The 1,364-nt window shown below is 42.1% G+C and carries 1 protein-coding gene; it reads right to left on the bottom strand.

All coding sequences use genetic code 11. The features are described from left to right. Window positions 1-69: 69 nt before the first annotated feature. Window positions 70-1,164 carry a hypothetical protein gene (locus tag MHM99_RS21065; RefSeq protein WP_239220461.1) on the bottom strand — a complete coding sequence of 365 codons (1,095 nt, stop codon included), beginning with the start codon at window positions 1,162-1,164 and terminating at the stop codon, window positions 70-72. Window positions 1,165-1,364 lie beyond the last annotated feature (200 nt).

Below are 1,364 nucleotides of genomic sequence, written 5' to 3'. Positions count from 1 at the left end.
GATTTTTGGCGATTGATCTGATCACCAAACGTCATGAATGTTCCTATCTTTTTTATCTCGCTGATATCGTTATATTATTTGTGGGGATACCTCAGACTCTGACCCCATTTGTTCTGTGTTAAGCTGACAAATCCCATGTAATGCTGACGGGTCGTCGACACTGAGATAAAGTGTGTCCATCGGCTCAATAAAAGTCGCTAAACCAGAGTAATACTTTTGTTCTGAAACAAAAGTAAGTTTAACGTTTGCGTTGCCTCTACCGAAATGGAACTGTTCTTTTGTTGAAGCAGCCGTCCAACTGCCTGTTTCTACTTGTTTAATATTGGAAAGTGGAATAACAGTCATTCCCCACCACGAATTATTCACCATAAGCTTATCTTTTATAAGGTAAACAGAGTAATGCTTGCTGACTCTGTAGTTAGCAATAAACATCACTATGAGGTAAAAAACCAAGGTTGCCACGACAATGGCAACCGTTTCACTCCAAAGTGCAATGGCGAGATAACTTGCATACGTCGCAACTACAAGCGCTACACAAACCAGTGACACATGCCACCACTGTGCGGACCATAAATGCAGATTGGCTATGGCGGGAACATGGTTTCTACTAAAACGAGGAATGGCGTAGTACCAACTGGCGGGCTCATGAGCAAACATAAGTGCCAACTCTAACTTCTTTGCTTCTTTCGACCCTTTTTCATAAATGTTATCGCCTTCATATTGTTCCAGCATATGAATTCGCGAATCGCCAGAGAGCTTTCGAGCCCCCCACAACGCTTTAACTATCGTTACCAGAAGGAGAATTTCTATCACCATCAATACGGCAATAATCGGATATTTAAGATAGGTAATGAATTCAAAGTAATAGGCTAACTGCTCTGGATAGTTATAGCGTGCGACCAAACTACTTAAGGAAAGAACTAACAATAATTTCCACAGCGCCTGTTTGCCAATTTGAATGATCCAGAAATAGTAAAGTGCAGGCAAAAAGACAAAATATGCCAACGTAACAAGCAAGGTATCTCGCCACTGTGCGTTAGCCCAAATACCTTCAAAGGAGAGGATTATGTCAGGAAGTGTTTCAGGTAAAAATAACGTTCCTACATAAAAGCAGGCAGCAGCAACTATTAGAAAAGCTATTCGGTATTTAACGGGTTTGCGCATAATTCATCCCTGATGCGTTAAACTAGCTGGCTGAATGCCGAACCAGCGTTACACCTACCATACTGAAAATGCGCCGAAACCAAAAGCGTAAATCGTAAAACTAATGGGGTCAGAGTCTGAGGGATCCCCACGAATTTAATTTCATATGCCTCCGGCCCAGGCTGCGTCAACTATGGAGCTGTACCATTTGAGTGCAGCTT

The sequence above is a fragment of the Alteromonas sp. MmMcT2-2 genome, from assembly GCF_022348305.1.
In the GTDB taxonomy this organism is placed as follows: Bacteria; Pseudomonadota; Gammaproteobacteria; order Enterobacterales; family Alteromonadaceae; genus Alteromonas; species Alteromonas macleodii.
The sequence above is the reverse complement of the archived record's forward strand: the minus strand, read 5'-3'. Positions and strand labels throughout refer to the sequence as shown.